The organism is Rhodopseudomonas sp. G2_2311, from assembly GCF_047501505.1.
Lineage (GTDB): Bacteria > Pseudomonadota > Alphaproteobacteria > Rhizobiales > Xanthobacteraceae > Rhodopseudomonas > Rhodopseudomonas palustris_H.
Genome location: NZ_JAZDRK010000001.1, coordinates 402470 through 419960, shown reverse-complemented (window position 1 = coordinate 419960; position 17491 = coordinate 402470). Strand labels below are relative to the sequence as shown.

At 65.9% G+C, this 17491-nt stretch carries 12 protein-coding genes; 11 read left to right on the top strand and 1 reads right to left on the bottom strand.

Going from position 1 to position 17491, the window contains the following annotated elements:
- Positions 1 to 5: 5 nt before the first annotated feature.
- On the bottom strand, positions 6 to 275 hold the full coding sequence (locus VRZ08_RS02050; protein ID WP_414531421.1) for a DUF3551 domain-containing protein: 270 nt from the start codon (positions 273 to 275) through the stop codon (positions 6 to 8).
- 459 nt (positions 276 to 734) lie between these two features.
- On the opposite strand from VRZ08_RS02050, the gene dnaE reads away from it, so the two are divergent.
- The 11 genes from dnaE to bamA all read left to right on the top strand — a co-directional run bounded on the left by dnaE (position 735) and on the right by bamA (position 17475).
- A complete protein-coding gene (gene dnaE / locus VRZ08_RS02045; protein WP_107355908.1) occupies positions 735 to 4190 on the top strand; it encodes a DNA polymerase III subunit alpha in 3456 nt (1151 codons plus the stop codon).
- 161 nt (positions 4191 to 4351) lie between these two features.
- Entirely contained in the window at positions 4352 to 6832 is a 2481-nt protein-coding gene (locus VRZ08_RS02040) for a caspase family protein (RefSeq protein ID WP_414531420.1), read from the top strand.
- 234 nt (positions 6833 to 7066) lie between these two features.
- Positions 7067 to 8062, top strand: a complete 996-nt coding sequence (locus VRZ08_RS02035) for a 30S ribosomal protein S2 (RefSeq protein WP_107344822.1) — start codon at positions 7067 to 7069, stop codon at positions 8060 to 8062.
- Between the two features lie 124 nt (positions 8063 to 8186).
- On the top strand, positions 8187 to 9113 hold the full coding sequence (gene tsf, locus VRZ08_RS02030) for a translation elongation factor Ts (protein ID WP_414531419.1): 927 nt from the start codon (positions 8187 to 8189) through the stop codon (positions 9111 to 9113).
- 67 nt (positions 9114 to 9180) lie between these two features.
- Positions 9181 to 9897 (top strand): UMP kinase, encoded by a 717-nt coding sequence (gene pyrH, locus VRZ08_RS02025; RefSeq protein WP_107344820.1) that lies wholly within the window; start codon positions 9181 to 9183, stop codon positions 9895 to 9897.
- A 65-nt stretch (positions 9898 to 9962) separates the two neighbouring features.
- A complete protein-coding gene (gene frr / locus VRZ08_RS02020) occupies positions 9963 to 10523 on the top strand; it encodes a ribosome recycling factor (protein ID WP_011158468.1) in 561 nt (186 codons plus the stop codon).
- Positions 10524 to 10739: 216 nt separating this feature from the next.
- Positions 10740 to 11498, top strand: coding sequence for an isoprenyl transferase (locus tag VRZ08_RS02015; RefSeq protein WP_107344818.1), 759 nt, complete (start codon positions 10740 to 10742; stop codon positions 11496 to 11498).
- Positions 11499 to 11503: 5 nt separating this feature from the next.
- A complete protein-coding gene (locus VRZ08_RS02010) occupies positions 11504 to 12352 on the top strand; it encodes a phosphatidate cytidylyltransferase (RefSeq protein ID WP_414531418.1) in 849 nt (282 codons plus the stop codon).
- A 4-nt stretch (positions 12353 to 12356) separates the two neighbouring features.
- Positions 12357 to 13580, top strand: coding sequence for a 1-deoxy-D-xylulose-5-phosphate reductoisomerase (dxr, locus tag VRZ08_RS02005; RefSeq protein ID WP_107344816.1), 1224 nt, complete (start codon positions 12357 to 12359; stop codon positions 13578 to 13580).
- A gap of 45 nt (positions 13581 to 13625) precedes the next feature.
- Entirely contained in the window at positions 13626 to 14777 is a 1152-nt protein-coding gene (gene rseP, locus VRZ08_RS02000) for an RIP metalloprotease RseP (RefSeq protein WP_107344815.1), read from the top strand.
- Between the two features lie 172 nt (positions 14778 to 14949).
- Complete coding sequence (gene bamA / locus VRZ08_RS01995; protein WP_414531417.1) at positions 14950 to 17475, top strand: outer membrane protein assembly factor BamA; 2526 nt, start codon at positions 14950 to 14952, stop codon at positions 17473 to 17475.
- Positions 17476 to 17491 lie beyond the last annotated feature (16 nt).

The following is a 17491-nucleotide window of genomic DNA, read 5'->3' as shown; positions in this document are numbered from 1 at the left end:
CCGGCTCAATGCCGCCGGGCGCGGCGCGAACCGGGCCCCGCCGGCGGCTGATACCACGGATTGGTCAGGCACTGGGCGGCGATCCCCGATGCGGCCGGCCGACACTGTTCGATCGATGTGTAGCGGCACTCGTCGTAGCGCACCGGGCCATACACCCGCAGGCAAACCGGGTAGTTGTCGTAAGGCTGTGCCGAAGCTGCTCCCTGCAGCGCCAGCCCGGCCAGCAGCACCATCGCTCCAATCCGCATCGTCGCCTCCGCTGCTGCGCGGTTCATAAGCCGCGCGCCTTTCGTTCCGTGCGCTAATCCCGAATGACCGTCAATGCGGGGCCAGGCCGGTGGATTCCGGGGATAGTAACGTCTCATTAACGGTCCAGATTGCTGCGCCGGTCGCTTGCTTGACTCTAGAACGAAATAAGAACATTGTTCTTGTTATGTTCACAAGGTCAGGGAGGCGGACGATGTTGAAGATCTTCATCCAAGAAGCTGCGGCGCTGACGTCGATTGCACTGTTCATCGGCATGGTGGCGGTGTGGGCTCAAGTGCTGGCGCAGGCCTGAATGCAGGCAAGCGTTGCGACCGCTTCGGCATAGCGGGGATAAGGTCGCCGCCGATGCTTGCGGTGAAGGGTGAGGGGGCCCACCATTGGGCTTCCGAGTCGGTTGCCGTTACGGCGACCGGTTCCGCAAACCACTCGTCCCAACCCGCACGTTTGTCTGAAGAGCCGCCGCGCCGATGAGCAACGCCGGATTCGTCCATCTGCACGTCCACTCGGCCTATTCGTTGCTGAAAGGCTCGATGAAAGTCGCCAAGCTGGCCGAGCTGGCGAAGGCCGACCGGCAACCGGCGCTGGCCCTGACCGACACCGACAACATGTTCGGCGGTCTGGAATTCTCCGACAAGCTGTCGGGCTATGGCATTCAGCCGATCGTCGGCCTCGAACTTGGCATCGACTTCGGCGACCAGGATCCGAACTCGCGCCATGGCGCCTTGGCGACACCGGCGCGGATCGTGCTCCTGGCAGCGCGCGAGCAGGGCTATCGCAGCCTGATGCGGCTGAACTCACGGGCGTTCCTGGAGACGCCGGTCAATCAGGTGCCGCACGTCAAGCTCGAATGGCTGGCGGGCGAAACCGACGGCGTGATCGCGCTGACCGGCGGGCCGGACGGACCGATCTCGCTGGCGATGCTGACCGATCCGGCGCTCGCCGCGCAGCGCTGCGAGCGGCTGCAGCAGGCATTCGGCGATCGGCTGTATGTCGAACTGCAGCGTCATGGCACCGAGGCCGAGCGCCGCGCCGAAGGCGGGCTGATCGATCTCGCCTATGACAAAGGCCTGCCGCTGGTCGCGACCAACGAGCCGCATTTCGCCAGCACCGAGGATTACGAGGCGCACGATGCGCTGCTGTGTATCGCCTCCGGCAAGCTGATCGCCGAGACCGATCGCCTCCAGCTTACTCCCGACCACCGCTTCAAGACTCGCGCCGAGATGGCGGTGCTGTTCGCCGATCTGCCCGAGGCGCTGGCCTCGACGGTGGAAATCGCGCAGCGCTGCGCCTATCGGCCGCTGACCCGCAAGCCGATCCTGCCGCTTTTCACCGTCGGCGCCAGCGTCAGCGACGCGGCGGAAGCCGCCGCCGCTGAAGCGGCCGAACTGCGCCGCCAGGCCGAGCAGGGCCTCGCCAAGCGGCTCAGCGTTCACGGCCTGTCGCCGGGGACGACCGAAGAGGACTACAACAAGCGGCTCGCCTTCGAGCTCGACGTCATCACCCGCATGAAATACGCGGGTTACTTCCTGATCGTGTCCGACTTCATCAAATGGGCCAAGGCCCACGGCATTCCGGTCGGTCCGGGCCGTGGTTCGGGCGCAGGCTCGCTGGTGGCGTATTCGCTGACGATTACCGACCTCGACCCGATCCGGTTCGGCCTGCTGTTCGAGCGCTTCCTCAATCCCGAACGCGTCTCGATGCCGGACTTCGATATCGACTTCTGCCAGGATCGCCGCGGCGAAGTGATCGAATACGTGCAGCATCGCTATGGCCGCGATCAGGTGGCGCAGATCATCACCTTCGGTACGTTGCAGGCGCGCGGCGTGCTGCGCGACGTCGGCCGCGTGCTGCAGATGCCGTACGGTCAGGTCGACAAGCTGACCAAGCTGGTGCCGCAGAATCCCGCTGCGCCGATCACCCTGAAGCAGGCGATCGAAGGCGAGCCGAAGCTGCAGGCGGCGCGCGACGAAGACCCGATCGTGGCGCGTGCGTTCGACATCGCGCAGAAGCTCGAAGGCCTGACGCGTCACGCCTCGACCCACGCGGCCGGCATCGTGATCGGCGATCGCCCGCTCAGCGACCTGGTGCCGCTGTATCGCGATCCGAAATCCGACATGCCGGTGACCCAGTTCAATATGAAATGGGTCGAACCGGCGGGCTTGGTGAAGTTCGACTTCCTCGGCCTGAAGACGCTAACCACGCTCGACGTCGCGGTGAAGCTGCTCAAGCAGCGCGACATCCATGTCGACCTGCACACGCTGCCGATCGACGATGCGCCGAGTTATCAGATGCTGGCCCGCGGCGACGTCGTCGGCGTGTTCCAGGTGGAAAGCGCGGGCATGCGGCGGGCGCTGATCGACATGCGCCCCGACCGGTTCGAAGACATCATCGCGCTGGTGGCGCTGTATCGCCCGGGCCCGATGGCCAATATCCCGACCTACTGCGCCCGCAAACACGGCGACGAGGAGCCCGAATATCTGCATCCGATGCTGGAGCCGATCCTGAAGGAGACGTTCGGCGTCATCATCTACCAGGAACAGGTGATGCAGATCGCGCAGGTGATGGCCGGCTACTCGCTCGGCGACGCCGACCTGCTGCGCCGCGCGATGGGTAAGAAGATCCGCGCCGAGATGGACAAACAGCGCGCGATTTTCGTCGAAGGCGCGGTGAAGAATGGCGTCGCCAAGGACGCTGCCGACACCATCTTCGACCTGCTCGCCAAGTTCGCCGACTACGGCTTCAACAAGAGCCACGCGGCCGCCTATGCGCTGGTGTCGTACCATACCGCGTATATGAAGGCGCACTATCCGGTCGAATTCCTCGCCGCGTCGATGACGCTGGAAATCCACAACACCGACAAGCTGTCGGAATTCCGCGCCGAGGCGCAGCGGCTCGGCATCAAGGTCGAGGCGCCGTCGGTCAACCGCTCCGGCGCCACCTTCGAGGTCGGTCCGAACACCATCTACTACGCTCTCGCCGGCCTGAAGGGCGTCGGCATGCAGGCGGTGCAACAGATTGTCGAGGCGAGGGGGGATCGGCCGTTTGCCTCGCTCGCCGACTTTGCCGCACGGGTCAATCCGCGCGCCATCAACAAGCGCGTCATCGAATGTCTCGCGGCGGCCGGTGCGTTCGATTGCCTCAACTCGAACCGTGCGGCGGTGTTTGCGGGTGCCGACGCGATCGTCGCGGCCTGCCAGCGCAATCATGAAGCCGCCACCAGCGGCCAGAACGATATGTTCGGCGGTCTGTCGGATGCGCCGTCGATCATTCTGCCGCAGCTCGAGCCGTGGCTGCCGGCGGAGCGGCTGCGCCGTGAATACGATGCGATCGGCTTCTTCCTGTCCGGCCATCCGCTCGACGACTACGCCACTGCCTTGAAGCGGCTGCGGGTGCAGTCCTGGACCGAGTTCTGCAAGGCGGTGAAGTCCGGCGCCACCGCCGGCAAGGTCGCCGCCACCGTGGTGTCGCGGATGGAACGGCGGACCAAGACCGGCAACAAGATGGGCATCATGGGCCTGTCGGATCCGACCGGGCATTTCGAGGCGGTGCTGTTCTCCGAAGGTCTGGCGCAGTATCGCGAGGTGCTGGAGCCGGGCGCTGCGGTGCTGATGCAGCTCGGTGCCGAACTGCAGGGTGAGGATGTGCGCGCCCGGGTGCTGCACGCCGAGCCGCTCGACGCCGCGGCGGCGAAAACTCAGAAGGGTCTGCGCATCTTCCTGCGCGATACCAAATTCCTCGACTCGGTCGCCAAGCGGCTGCAGCCGCCGGAGACCAAGGTTGCGGGCGGCAACATCGCGCTGGTGCTGCGGCTCGATCCGCAGACCGAGGTCGAGTTCGATATTCCCGGGCGCTACCACGTGTCGCCGCAGATCGCCGGCGCGATCAAGGCTGTGACCGGCGTCGAGCACGTCGAAACGCTGTGACAACGGGTTTGCTCTCGCGTCACGGAAAACGGACGGCGAGGGCGGTATTTGTTCGCGAACCGGTCGCGGATTGTTCAATCGCCGTTCAGATTGGGACGCGCTGAAATGCGATCGGCGGCGCTGCGCCGGTTCCGGCTGCGCCCTTGCAATGGGTCCCGGCCATGCGTCTCAATCATTTTTTCTCGGTCGTCTCCACCATCCTCGTTGTTCTGATCGCCGGGCCGGTTGGTCCCGCGGCCGCGCAGCAGCAGGAAAAACGCATCGCGCTGGTGATCGGCAATGGTGCCTATGCCAAGGCGCCGCTCTCCACCGCTGCCAATGACGGCGGCCTGATCGCGCAGACCTTGCAGGCGGCCGGCTTCGACGTCAGCGGCGCGCGCGATCTCGACGGCGACACGCTCCGCGGCGCCTTTCGCGACTTCGTGAAGAAGGCCGAGGACTCAGGGCCCGACACCGTCGCGGCGGTGTATCTGGCCGGCTACGGCGTGCAATACGCCGGCGAGAACTACTTCATCCCGGTCGACTCGCGGCTGTCGCGCGACACAGAGATCCCGACCGAAGGGCTGCGCATCAGCGACTATCTGCGCCAGCTCGCGGCGCTGCCGCTGAAGACCAGCGTCGTGGTGCTCGATCTGGCGCGCGAGCAGCCGTTCGTGCCCGGCGGATCGATCGCCTCGGGTCTGGCGATGGTCGAGCCGAACCCGAAGATGCTGATCGCCTTCAACGCCGCGCCCGGCACGGTGGCGCCGGAGGAGCGGGGCGCTTACGGCGCCTATGCGCAAGCGCTTGCCGAGATGATCCGCACCGGCGGCCTGACGCTGCCGCAACTGTTCGATCGTGTGCGGCTGCGGGTCAATGAGACTACCAAGGGCGCGCAGGTGCCGTGGGATACGCAGAGCGTGGAGTCGAACTTCATGTTCTTCGATCGCGCGCCCGATGCGCCGCCGCTGCCGGCGCCGGATCAGGCGCTGCGCAGCAAGCCGATCCGCGACATGGGCGCCGCCGAAGCGTATGCGGCCGCGCTCGATCGCGACACGCTGCAGGCTTACGAAGACTTTCTCGCCGCCTATCCGAACGATCCGCTGGCCAAGCGGGTGAGGGCGATTGTCGCCGCGCGGCGCGAGGCGATTACTTGGCGACGGACGTATCGCGTCGATACGCCGGATGCGTACTGGTCGTATCTGCGGCGCTATCCGCGCGGGCCGCACGCGGCGGACGCCCGGCGCCGGCTGGAGATCCTCGCGGCTGCACTGGAGCCGCCGCCGAGCTTCACGGTGATCGACTACGATGTGCCGCCGCCGCCACCGGACGAGATCGTCTATGTCGACCGGCCGGTGCTGATGTTCAGCGATCCGGTGTTCGATTTTGCGCCGCCGCCACCGCCGCCGGTGTTCTTCCTGCCGCCACCGCCGCCGGACTTCGTGGTGCTGCCGCCACCGCCGCCGCCGATCGGCCTGTTCTATCTGCCGCGGCCGTTGTTCGTGCCGATCCCGGCTTATGTCCGGCCGCCGGTCTATGTGCAGCCGCCGCCGAACAACATCATCTTCGCCAACATCCACAACACCACGGTGATCAATCAGGTGATCAACCAGCCGCCGGCCGCCGCCAACCCGGCCGCGCCGGTGGTGAGTCCGCCGGTTGCCGGGCCTGCGCTCGCAACACCTGGCGCACCGGCAGCGACGGCGGCTGCCGTGGCGTCCGGCGCTGTGCTGGGCGCGGCGCTGCCGGCCGCCGCGCTGCATCGCGCCACGCTGATCCAGCAGGGCAAGGCGCCGGTGCCGCAGAGCGCGTCGATCGCCACGACGCCGCCGGGCGGGTTTGCGCAACGTCCGGGCGTCCAGCCGCAGGGCCCGCGGCTGGCGCAGCCCGCCGCCGCGCCGACCCAGGCTCCGACGACGACCGCGCCGAACTCCGCATCCACGCCCACTCCTGGCACGCCGCCGAGCCAACCGACCGGACCAGCCGTCGCGCCGCCGACGGGGCAGAGCCGGTCGGGGCCAGGTGCGTCCGGCGGTGCTGCACCGGCCGGCCAGGCGCTGCCGGTCCCTGGAACCAAGGGATTGCCACCCGCGCCCGGTGTCGCCGCGCGCCCGGGGGCTCCGTCGGGCGCTCAGCCACAGCCTCCTGGTCGGCCAGCGCTCGGCCCAGGCGGCCCGGCCGCGCCGCGAAACGGGACCGTCGCGCCACCGGCCGGATCGGCGCCGAAGCCGCTTGCAGGCACGCCGCCAGCCGGCGCAGGTCCGGCGGTGCGTCCGGAAGCTGTTCGCCCTCAGCAGCAGGCCCCCGCCGCCAGGTTGCGGCCGACCCCGCCGGTGACGGCGCCCGCCAGACTGGCGGGACCGCCGCCGGGCGCAGCTGCCGACCGCCGTCCGCCGCCTGCGGCTCCGCGGATCCAGCGTCCCGCACCGCCGACGGTGTCCCGTCCGGTCCCGCCGCCGATGCATGTGGCTCCCCGGGTTGCTTCGCCGCCGCCTCCCCAGCATGCGGCTCCACGCATGGCGCCACCGCCGGCGCCGGTTCGCGCGGCACCGCCGCCGCCCCATGTCGCCCCGCCGCGGCCACCGGCACCGCCAAGGGCCGCCCCGCCGCCGCGGCCGCAGGGCCCTGCCAAACGGTGCCCGCCGGGCGTGAAGGAGTGCTGAGCGGGGTGAGGGCAGGTCAAACTGGCGGATCGCGGCCATCGCGGTCCGCCCCTCCCAGGCGCGATCTCGGCCGCTCCGCCTTGCGTTATCGGGGAATCCCGCTATAACGCGCGCCATCTCACACGGAAACATGGCTCACAAGGCCGTCCGGTGGCACCGGGCCGCGAAGGGATTCGTCCCCAGTTCGGAACGGTTGCCCACACGTTTCCGGAGGAACCAACCGGAGAAGATACAATGGCGCTTCCTGAATTCTCTATGCGTCAGCTGCTCGAAGCTGGCGTGCATTTCGGTCACCAGTCGCATCGCTGGAATCCGAAGATGGCGGACTACATTTTCGGCGTCCGCAACAACATTCACATCGTCGACCTGACCCAGACCGTGCCGCTGCTGCATCGCGCGCTGCAGGCGATCAGCGATACCGTCGCCAAGGGCGGCCGCGTGCTGTTCGTCGGCACCAAGCGCCAGGCGCAGGACGCTGTGGCTGATGCCGCCAAGCGTTCGGCCCAGTACTTCGTCAACTCGCGCTGGCTCGGCGGCACGCTGACCAACTGGAAGACGATCTCGGGCTCGATCCGCCGCCTGCGTCACCTCGAAGACGTGCTGAGCTCGGCCGACGCCAATGCCTACACCAAGAAGGAGCGTCTGGAGCTGCAGCGCGAGCGCGACAAGCTCAATCGCTCGCTCGGCGGCATCAAGGACATGGGCGGTCTGCCCGACCTGATCTTCGTTATCGACACCAACAAGGAAGACATCGCGATCCAGGAAGCCCAGCGTCTCGGCATCCCGGTCGCTGCGATCGTCGATACCAACTGCGATCCGAAGGGCATCACCTATCTGGTGCCGGGCAACGACGACGCCGGCCGCGCGATCGCGCTGTACTGCGACCTGGTCGCCCGTGCGGTGATCGACGGCATTTCGCGCGCGCAGGGCGACATGGGCGTCGACATCGGAGCGGCGTCGCAGCCGCTGCGTGAGGATCTGCCGGCGGCGCAGGCGACCACCTTCCAGGGTCTGCCGGGTCCGCGCGGCACTCCGGACGACCTCAAGAAGCTGCCGGGCGTGTCCGGCGCGATCGAAAAGAAATTCAACGACCTCGGCATCTTCCACTACTGGCAGCTCGCCGAGCTCGATCAGGCCACCGCACATCAGATCGGCGAAGAGCTCGGTCTGCCGAGCCGGGCCGATGCCTGGGTGGCGCAGGCCAAGTCGCTGACCGCCGAGGCGGAGTAATACGAGGCGATGCGGCCGGCTTCCGGCCGCATCGTTCCGTCGTCAAAATCTGAGATGTGTTCCTGATTGCGAACCGCGGGCTTCGGCTGCGCGGTCGCACTCACAGGCAGAGGGCTTATTAGCGATGGCAACGATTACTGCAGCAATGGTCAAGGAGCTGCGCGAGACCACCGGCGTCGGCATGATGGATTGCAAGCAGGCGCTCGCCGAGACCGACGGCAACATCGACGCCGCGATCGATTGGCTGCGCAAGAAGGGCCTGTCGAAGGCCGCCAAGAAGGCCGGCCGCGTCGCCGCGGAAGGTTTGATCGGCGCGCTGACCGACGGCACCAAGGGCGTTGTCATCGAGGTCAATTCCGAGACCGACTTCGTCGCGCGCAACGAGCAGTTCCAGGGGCTGGTCAAGATGATCGCCCAGGTCGCGCTCAAGGTCGGCGCCGATATCGATGCGATCAACGCTGCTCCGGTCGGCTCGACCAACGTGGCCGGCGCGATTGCCGACGCGATCGCCACCATCGGCGAGAACATGACGCTGCGCCGCGCCGCCGCGCTGAGCGTGTCGCAGGGCGTGGTCGCCAGCTACATCCACAACGCGGTGATCGACGGCGCCGGCAAGATGGGCGTGATCGTCGCGCTCGAATCCGCCGGCAAGGCCGACGAGCTTGCGACCCTCGGCCGCCAGCTCGCGATGCATGTCGCCGCTGCGAACCCGCAGGCGCTCGATCCGTCCAGCCTCGACCCGGCTGTCGTGCAGCGCGAGCGCGAGGTGATGGCCGACAAGTATCGTCAGCAGGGCAAGCCGGAAAACATGATCGAGAAGATCGTCGAGAACGGCCTGAAGACCTACTACAAGGAAGTCTGCCTGCTCGAGCAGGCCTACATCCACGACGAGAAGGGCAAGTCGGTCGCGCAGGCGGTCAAGGAAGCCGAAGGCAAGGTCGGTGCGCCGATCAAGATCACCGGCTTCGTGCGCTACGCGCTCGGCGAAGGCATCGAGAAGCAGACCTCCGACTTCGCCGCCGAAGTCGCTGCCGCTTCCGGCCAGAAGTAATCGCGGCTCACGCGAAATCCTCCCGGCCTTCGGGCCGGGAGCCAATCTTCAAGGGAGCGACCGCAACATGGCTGAGCCAATCTATCGTCGTGTGCTGGTCAAGCTGTCGGGCGAATACTTCGCCGGTCCCCAGGACTACGGTATCGATCAGGCCACCATCGATCGCGTCGCCGGCGAACTGATCGCCGCACGCGGCCTCGGCATCGAAATCGCCGTCGTGATCGGCGGCGGCAACATCTTCCGCGGCGTCGAAGTTTCCGCCCGCGGCGTGTCCCGGACCACCGGCGACACCATGGGCATGCTGGCCACCGTGATGAACTGCCTGGCGCTCGCCGAAGCGCTGCAGCGTCACGGCCAGAAGGCGCGAACGCTGGCCGCATTGATGATGCCGGAAGTCTGCGAGCTTTATACCCGCGCTGCCGCCGAACAGACGCTTGCCGAGGGCGGCATCGCGCTGCTCGCCGCCGGCACCGGCAATCCGTATTTCACCACTGATACCGCCGCGGTGCTTCGGGCCGCTGAAATCGGCGCCGGCGCGGTGCTCAAGGCGACCAATGTCGACGGCGTTTACAGCGCCGATCCGAAGCTCGATCCGAATGCGAAGCGGTTCGAGAAACTCACTCATTCCGAAGCGCTTGCCGGCGGCTACAAGGTCATGGATGCGACGGCTTTCGCGCTTGCCCGTGAAACCTCGCTGCCTATCATCGTGTTTTCGATCGCCGAACCCGGTTCGATCGGCGCGGTGCTCAGCGGCGCAGGACGGGCCACTGTAGTCGCGGGCTGATAAGCGATCACGCGCGTATCGCGCGCCGATGTTGATTTGAGATTCGAGAAACCAGAGAGGCGGGTATGTCCGACAAGTTCGACGTCAACGAATTGAAGCGGCGTATGCAGGGCGCTGCGCAGTCCCTGAAGCACGAGCTCGGCGGTCTGCGCACGGGGCGCGCCTCGGCCTCGATGCTCGAGCCGGTGCAGGTCGACGCCTATGGCAGCCACATGCCGCTCAACCAGGTCGCCACCGTATCGGTGCCGGAGCCGCGGCTGATCTCGGTGCAGGTCTGGGACAAGTCGATGGTGAAGGCGGTCGAGAAGGGGATCGTCGATTCGAACCTCGGCCTGTCGCCGGCGACTGAGGGGCAGGTGATCCGGCTGCGGATCCCCGAACTCAACGAGGAGCGCCGCAAGGAGCTGGTCAAGGTCGCACACAAATATGCCGAAGCCGCCCGCGTCGCCGTTCGCCATGTCCGCCGTGACGGCCTCGACACCATCAAGAAGCTGGAGAAGGCCCACGAGATCTCCGAGGACGATCAGAAGCGCCTCGACCAGGAGGTGCAGAAGGCCACCGATGCCGCGATCGCTGAGATCGATCAGTTGCTCGCGAACAAGGAAAAGGAAATCCTTACGGTCTAATCTTGGGCCGTGCGTGCGGGACGTGGTCACCCGGCTGCGTCCCGGCGGTGATCCGGCCAAACGGGTCGCCGCCCAGTTCGGGACCCGGGCGGTTTTGCAGCGACCGCGGGCACATCTCGGGCCTTGTCGTCGTGGCGACTATAACTTACTGATCTCGAATAATTTCTGGCAGCGAGCCGGTGACCTTCTCGCGGGATGACGCTTCGGGAATGAGCTATGTCGAAAGCTGCCGCGCCTCTGCCTGATCCGTCCGATCCACCGAGCGCGCCCGCGCACGTGGCAATTATCATGGATGGCAACGGTCGCTGGGCCGCCGCGCGAGGGCTGCCGCGTGCCGAAGGCCATCGCCGCGGCGTCGAAGCGCTCCGCCGTGTCGTCCGCGCCTCCAGCGAACTCGGTATCCGTTATCTGACCATCTTCTCGTTCAGCTCGGAAAACTGGGCGCGCCCGGCGACCGAAATCGTCGACCTGTTCGGGCTGCTGCGCCGCTTCATCCGCAACGATCTCGCATCGCTTCACCGCGACGGCGTCCGCATCCGGGTGATCGGCGAGCGGGATCGGCTCGACCGCGACCTGTGCGCAATGCTCGACGAGGCGCAGGAGCTGACCCGCAACAACACCAAGCTCAATCTGGTGGTGGCGTTCAACTACGGCTCCCGCCAGGAAATCGCCAACGCCGCCCAACGCCTGGCGCGCGAGGTCGCCGAAGGCAAGCGCGACCCGGCGACGATCGATATCGAGACTCTCGGCCGTTATCTCGACGCCCCCGATATTCCGGATCCCGACCTGATCATCCGCACCAGCGGAGAACAACGATTGTCGAATTTCCTGATGTGGCAGGCGGCGTACAGTGAATTGGTATTCGTGCCCATTCACTGGCCGGATTTCGACAAGGCCGCGCTGGAAGGCGCGATCGCCGAATATTCGCGGCGCGAGCGCCGGTTCGGCGGGTTGGCCGCCAAAACAGGATCGTGACACGCGTGAGCCAGGACAAGGCGGCGCCGGCGCCGGCGGCCGAGCAGGGGTCCCGGAATCTGATTTTGCGAATCGCAGCCGCGCTGGTGTTGGCGCCGGGCGCGATCGCGATCGCTTATCTCGGCGGCTGGCCGTGGGCTGTGCTCGCGACCGCCGTCGCGGTCGGCTTGTGGTTGGAGTGGCTGAGCATCGTCGGCCTCGGCCGTAACTGGCCGGTCGTCGGGGTGGGGGGCCTCGGCCTTGTGGTCTGCGGTGCCGCGTTGGGAGCCGGCGTGCCGTGGTTGGCTGCCGCCGCGATCGTGCTTGCGCTGGCCGTTTTGGCGCTGCTCGGCGGCGGGCAGCGCCGTTGGGCGACATCCGGCTTTGGCTACGCCGCGGCTGCCTTGGTTGCCTCGATCCTGATCCGCGCCGACCCGGACTACGGCTTCGCCGCCTTGATGCTGATTCTGTTGATCGTCTGGGTCACCGACATTGGCGGCTATTTCGCCGGTCGCGGGATTGGCGGGCCGAAGCTGTGGCCGCGGGTCAGCCCGAAGAAGACCTGGGCGGGAGCGATCGGGGGCTTCGTTCTGAGCCTCGTGATCGCGGCTGGCTTTGCCTTGTTCGGTCTTGGAAAAATGCTGCCGCTGCTTGTGCTTGCAGCAATCCTTTCAACTGTTTCTCAGCTCGGTGATCTGTTCGAATCCGCGGTCAAGCGCCGCTTCGGCGTGAAGGACTCAAGCCACATCATTCCCGGCCACGGCGGGTTGATGGATCGGCTCGACGGCTATGTGGCGGCGGTCGTGGTGGCGGTATTGATCGGGCTGACGCGCGGACCGCTGGATGGTATTGGCCGCGGATTGATGGTGTGGTGACGCAATGAGCCCTGTTCCTTTGAAAAACGCCGAGCGTGCCCATAGCGGCGTCCGCACTGTCAGTGTGCTCGGCGCCACCGGTTCGATCGGCGACAGCACGATGGACCTGATCCGCGCCGAGCCCGAGCGCTACCGGGTCGAGGCGCTCACCGGCAACGCCAACGTCGCCGGCCTCGCCAAACTCGCCAAGGAATTCAACGCCCGTTTTGTCGCCGTTGCCGATCCGGCCCGACTCGGCGAATTGCGCGCGGCGCTCGCCGGGACCGACGTCGCCTGCGGTGCGGGCGAGAGCGCCGTGATCGAAGCGGCGGCCCGGCCGGCCGATTGGGTGATGGCGGCCATTTCGGGGGCGGCCGGTCTGAAGCCGGCGCTGGCGGCGGTCGACCGCGGCACCACCGTGGCGCTCGCCAACAAAGAGTGCCTGGTGTGCGCCGGCGACTTCTTCATGAGCCGGGCGACTGCTGCCGGAGCGCAGATTCTGCCGGCGGATTCCGAGCACAACGCGCTGTTCCAGGCATTGGCCTCCGGCAACCGCCATGAACTGACCCGGGTCATCATTACCGCCTCGGGCGGACCGTTCCGGACCTGGGCTGCCGCCGACATCGAGCAGGCGACCCTGGCGCAGGCCCTGAAGCATCCGAACTGGAGCATGGGCCAGAAGATCACCATCGATTCGGCCTCGATGATGAACAAGGGCCTCGAGGTGATCGAAGCCTCCTATCTGTTCGCGTTGTCGCCGGACGAGATCGACGTGCTGGTGCATCCGCAGTCGATCGTTCATGGCCTCGTCGAGTTTGCCGACCGCTCGGTCGTGGCTCAGCTCGGTGCGCCGGACATGCGGATTCCGATCGCGCATTGTCTCGGCTTCCCGGATCGTATTACCGGGCGCGCAGCGAAGCTCGACCTCGCCAAGATTGGTCAGTTGACCTTCGAAGCTCCTGATTTCGCGCGCTTTCCCGGTCTGCGGCTGGCTTATGACGCGCTCCGCACCGGCAATGGCGCCACCACCGTGTATAACGCCGCCAATGAGGTGGCGGTCGCGGCCTTCATCGCGCAGAAGATCCGGTTCGGGGCGATCGCGCGGCTGGTCGAAGACACGCTCAACAGCTGGGTCCGTGCCGGCAACCAGGCGCCGCTCGGCTCCGCCGACGACGCCATCGCGCTTGACCAACAGGCGCGAAACCTCGCTGCCACCCTATTGCCTCAAATTGCCGCAAAGGCATCCTAGAGGAGATAGGGAACAGGGCCGTCGGTTCTGCTCGAAGGGAATGGGATGGCCGATCTTTTTCTGAATAGTTTCCACACGTTGAGCCACGGACTGGTGGGGTATGTGGTGCCCTTCTTGTTCGTGTTGACCATCGTGGTGTTCTTCCACGAACTCGGCCATTTCCTGGTGGCGCGCTGGAACGGCGTGAAGGTTCTGACCTTCTCGATCGGCTTCGGTCCGGAGATCGTCGGCTTCAACGACCGCTACGGCACCCGCTGGAAGCTGTCGGCCGTGCCGCTCGGCGGCTACGTGAAGTTCTTTGGCGACGACAGCGAGGCCAGCACGCCTTCCGGCGATGCGTTGTCGCAGATGTCGGCGTCCGAGCGGGCGGTCAGTTTCCACCACAAGCCGGTGGGGCCGCGCGCCGCGATCGTGGTCGCCGGCCCGTTGGCCAACTTCATTCTGGCCGTGGTGCTGTTCACCTTCCTGTTCAGCGTGTTTGGGGTGCCGAATACCTCCGCGCGTGTCGATGGCGTGCAGCCGGGCAGTGCCGCTGAGGCGGCTGGCTTCAAGCCGGGCGACGTGGTGACGTCAATCAACGGCAGCGCGATCAGCAATTTCCTCGAGATGCAGCGTTTCGTTGGTGCCGAAGCCGGCAACCAGCTCAAATTTACCGTCAAGCGTGGCGATTCGACCGTCGATCTGGTTGCGACGCCCCAGCTCAAGGAGATCAAGGACCGCTTCGGTAACGTCCAGCGCCTCGGCATCCTCGGCATCAGCCGCTCGACCGCGGCGGGTGAGGTGACCACCGAGCAGGTCAATCCGGCGGTGGCGTTCTGGATGGGGATCAAGGAGACCTGGTTCGTCGTCGACCGGACGTTCTCCTATATCGGCGGTATTTTCACCGGCCGGGAAGCGGCCGACCAGCTTGGGGGCCCGCTGCGGATCGCGCAGGTCTCGGGGCAGGTGGCCACGATCGGCTTTACCCCGCTGCTGCATCTGGCGGCGGTGCTGTCGATCTCGATCGGCCTGTTGAACCTATTCCCGGTTCCGTTGCTGGATGGCGGGCACCTGTTGTTCTATGGAATCGAAGCCGCGCGCGGCCGGCCGCTGTCGGAGCGGGCGCAGGAGGTTGGGTTCCGGATCGGGCTCGCCTTGGTGCTGATGTTGATGATGTTTGCGACCTACAACGACATCCTCCACCTGGCGTCGTCGTGAGTCTCCCATTTGTCAAACGTGGCGGATGGGCAACGTGTTGGAATGAAATTGAAATCGCAGCGCTAAAGGACGTTTGCCGGGGCGGCAAAATTGTCTACAAGCGAGGCAACCTGGGGATTCTGTCGGTGCGGGGGCTCCGTGCCGGCATCGGAATGACAAGGGCGCGTTGCGCATGAAAGTTGGAATGCGAGTGTTGCGGGGGGTAGTCGGTGCCGCCCTGGTGTTTTTCGCCGTACCGGTCGCCACGACGGCGGTCGGGGTGGTGATGGCGTCTCCTGCCGCCGCCCAATCCGCTTCGTCGATCGCGGTCGAGGGCAACCGGCGAGTCGAGGCCGAGACCATTCGCTCCTATTTCAAGCCGGGTCCGGGCGGACGGCTCGACCAGGGCTCGATCGATGACGGCCTCAAGGCGCTGATCGAGACCGGCCTGTTCCAGGACGTGCGCATCAACCAAGCGGGCGGCCGTCTGGTCGTCAGCGTCGTCGAAAACCCGGTGATCGGTCGCCTGGCTTTCGAGGGCAACAAGAAGATCAAGGACGAGCAGCTCTCGGCTGAAATCCAGTCGAAGCCGCGCGGCACGCTGTCCCGCCCGATGGTGCAGGGCGACGCGCTGCGGATCGCCGAAATCTATCGCCGTTCGGGTCGCTACGACGTTCGCGTCGACCCGCAGATCATCGAGCAGCCGAACAACCGCGTCGACCTGGTGTTCGTGATCACCGAAGGTCCGAAGACCGGCGTGAAGTCGATCGAGTTCGTCGGCAACAAGGCCTATTCGTCCTATCGCCTGAAGGACGTGATCAAGACCCGCGAGAGCAACCTGCTCAGCTTCCTCGGCAACGGTGACGTTTACGATCCGGACCGGGTCGAGGCCGACCGCGACCTGATCCGCCGCTTCTACCTGAAGCACGGCTTCGCCGACGTGCAGGTGGTTGCCGCGCTGACCGAATACGATCCGGAGCGCAAGGGCTTCCTGGTCACCTTCAAGATCGAGGAAGGCCAGCAGTACCGCGTTGGTTCGGTGACCTTCGAATCCGCTATTCCGACCCTCGACGGCAACTCGATGCGCAGCTTCTCGCGCGTCAATGTCGGCTCGCTCTACAACGCCGAGGCGCTGGAGAAGTCGGTCGAAGAGATGCAGATCGAGCTGTCGCGCCGCGGCTATGCGTTCGCGACCGTGCGTCCGCGTGGCGACCGTAACTTCGACGAGCACACCGTTTCGATCGTGTTCTCGATCGAAGAGGGGCCGCGCGTCTACATCGAGCGCATCAACGTCGTCGGCAACACCCGGACCCGCGATTACGTGATCCGGCGTGAGTTCGACATCTCTGAAGGCGATGCCTACAACCGTGCGCTGGTTGACCGCGCTGAGCGCCGCCTGAAGAACCTCGACTTCTTCAAGACGGTGAAGATCACCACGGAGCCGGGCTCTTCGAGCGACCGCGTCATCCTGGTGGTCAACCTCGAAGAAAAGTCGACCGGCGACTTCTCGGTGTCGGGCGGTTACTCGACCAGCGACGGTGCGCTGGGTGAAGTCTCGGTCTCGGAACGTAACTTCCTTGGCCGCGGCATCTTCGCCAAGGCGTCGGTGCAGTACGGTCAGTATGCCCGCGGCTACTCGCTGTCGTTCGTCGAACCGTATCTGCTCGACTACCGCGTCGCGCTCGGCCTCGACCTGTATCAGCGCGAACAGCTCGCCAACCGTTACATCTCGTATTCGACCAAGACGCTCGGCTTCAGCCCGCGCCTCGGCTTCGCGCTGCGGGAAGATCTGTCGCTGCAGGTCCGTTACTCGCTGTACCGGCAGGAAATCACGCTGCCGTCGTACCTGAACAACTGTAACAACATCCCGGGCGCTGGCTTCTTCCCGACGCCGCAGTACATCGCCGCGAACAATCTGCAGGCCACCTACGGCGTGCTGGGTTGCTACGGTGACGGCGAAGCTTCCCTGCCGGTCCGCATCGGTCTGGCTGGCGGCGCCTACTGGACCTCGTCGCTCGGCTATACCTTGACCTACAACACCCTCGACAACATCAAGAACCCGACCGACGGTCTGCTCGTCGACCTGCGGCAGGACTTCGCTGGTGTCGGCGGCGACGTGAAGTTCATCAAGACCGCGTTCGACGCCAAGTACTACACGTCGCTGGTGTCGGATCTGGTCGGCTTGGTTCACCTGCAGGCTGGTAACCTGAGCACCTATGGCGGCAACCAGCTGCGGATGCTCGACCACTTCCAGATGGGTTCGAACCTGGTTCGCGGCTTCGCTCCGAACGGTATCGGTCCGCGCGACATCGGCCAGTACGCGCTGTACGGCTACGGCGGCGACGCGCTCGGCGGCACCAACTACTGGGGTGCTTCGGTCGAGTTGCAGATGCCGTTCTGGTTCCTGCCGAAGGAAGTCGGGCTCAAGGGCGCCGTCTATGCCGACGCCGGTTCGCTGTTCGACTACAAGGGCCCGACGTCGTGGTCGGTCACCGGAGAGGTCAACACCCCCGGCTGTATCCCGGCGAGCCAGACCACCATCGGTACCTGCTCGGGTCTGAACTACGACGACACCAATCTGGTCCGTACCTCGGTCGGTGTCGGCCTGATCTGGGCGTCTCCGTTCGGTCCGCTGCGCTTCGACTACGCGATCCCGATCACCAAGGGTAAGTACGACCGCGTTCAGGAGTTCAAGTTCGGCGGCGGGACCTCGTTCTAAGTCCCGCACTCCGGAC

Bases quoted from the DNA above. Each gene is read 5' to 3' on its own strand.
- VRZ08_RS02050 (WP_414531421.1), bottom strand. From the start codon at position 275: ATGAACCGCGCAGCAGCGGAGGCGACGATGCGGATTGGAGCGATGGTG.
- dnaE (WP_107355908.1), top strand. From the start codon at position 735: ATGAGCAACGCCGGATTCGTCCATCTGCACGTCCACTCGGCCTATTCG.
- VRZ08_RS02040 (WP_414531420.1), top strand. From the start codon at position 4,352: ATGCGTCTCAATCATTTTTTCTCGGTCGTCTCCACCATCCTCGTTGTT.
- VRZ08_RS02035 (WP_107344822.1), top strand. From the start codon at position 7,067: ATGGCGCTTCCTGAATTCTCTATGCGTCAGCTGCTCGAAGCTGGCGTG.
- tsf (WP_414531419.1), top strand. From the start codon at position 8,187: ATGGCAACGATTACTGCAGCAATGGTCAAGGAGCTGCGCGAGACCACC.
- pyrH (WP_107344820.1), top strand. From the start codon at position 9,181: ATGGCTGAGCCAATCTATCGTCGTGTGCTGGTCAAGCTGTCGGGCGAA.
- frr (WP_011158468.1), top strand. From the start codon at position 9,963: ATGTCCGACAAGTTCGACGTCAACGAATTGAAGCGGCGTATGCAGGGC.
- VRZ08_RS02015 (WP_107344818.1), top strand. From the start codon at position 10,740: ATGTCGAAAGCTGCCGCGCCTCTGCCTGATCCGTCCGATCCACCGAGC.
- dxr (WP_107344816.1), top strand. From the start codon at position 12,357: ATGAGCCCTGTTCCTTTGAAAAACGCCGAGCGTGCCCATAGCGGCGTC.
- rseP (WP_107344815.1), top strand. From the start codon at position 13,626: ATGGCCGATCTTTTTCTGAATAGTTTCCACACGTTGAGCCACGGACTG.
- bamA (WP_414531417.1), top strand. From the start codon at position 14,950: ATGAAAGTTGGAATGCGAGTGTTGCGGGGGGTAGTCGGTGCCGCCCTG.